Annotated in this window: 1 protein-coding gene; it reads left to right on the top strand. The window is 53.2% G+C overall.

Translation table 11 applies throughout. The features are described from left to right. Positions 1 to 65 precede the first annotated feature (65 nt). Positions 66 to 252, top strand: a 187-nt coding sequence (locus AC1RPJ_RS08270) for a hypothetical protein (RefSeq protein WP_481762928.1), incomplete at its 3' end; no start/stop codon positions are given.

Genomic DNA, 252 nt, shown 5'->3' with positions numbered 1-252 from the left:
GACCGATGAGTCTGGAGCGATTCATTGAGCACACCATACACCCGGGCCCGAAGCGTGCAGCTGAAATGGAGTGGTCAATTGCTGGTCTGGCAAACTGGCACAGCTCTTCGTCGCACGGTCACAGTGATGTGGCGCGGCTCATAACATGGCCGATCTATAATTACCTGAAGGATATGGGATTGATCGACAAGGGAGGCAAGCGCGCTAATCTGCTTGAGTGGACACATCATTTCATATCGCGCCTTATCCGCA

The sequence above is a fragment of the Dellaglioa sp. CoH-57-MRSF-17 genome (assembly GCF_056782015.1).
The sequence above is the reverse complement of the archived record's forward strand: the minus strand, read 5'-3'. Positions and strand labels throughout refer to the sequence as shown.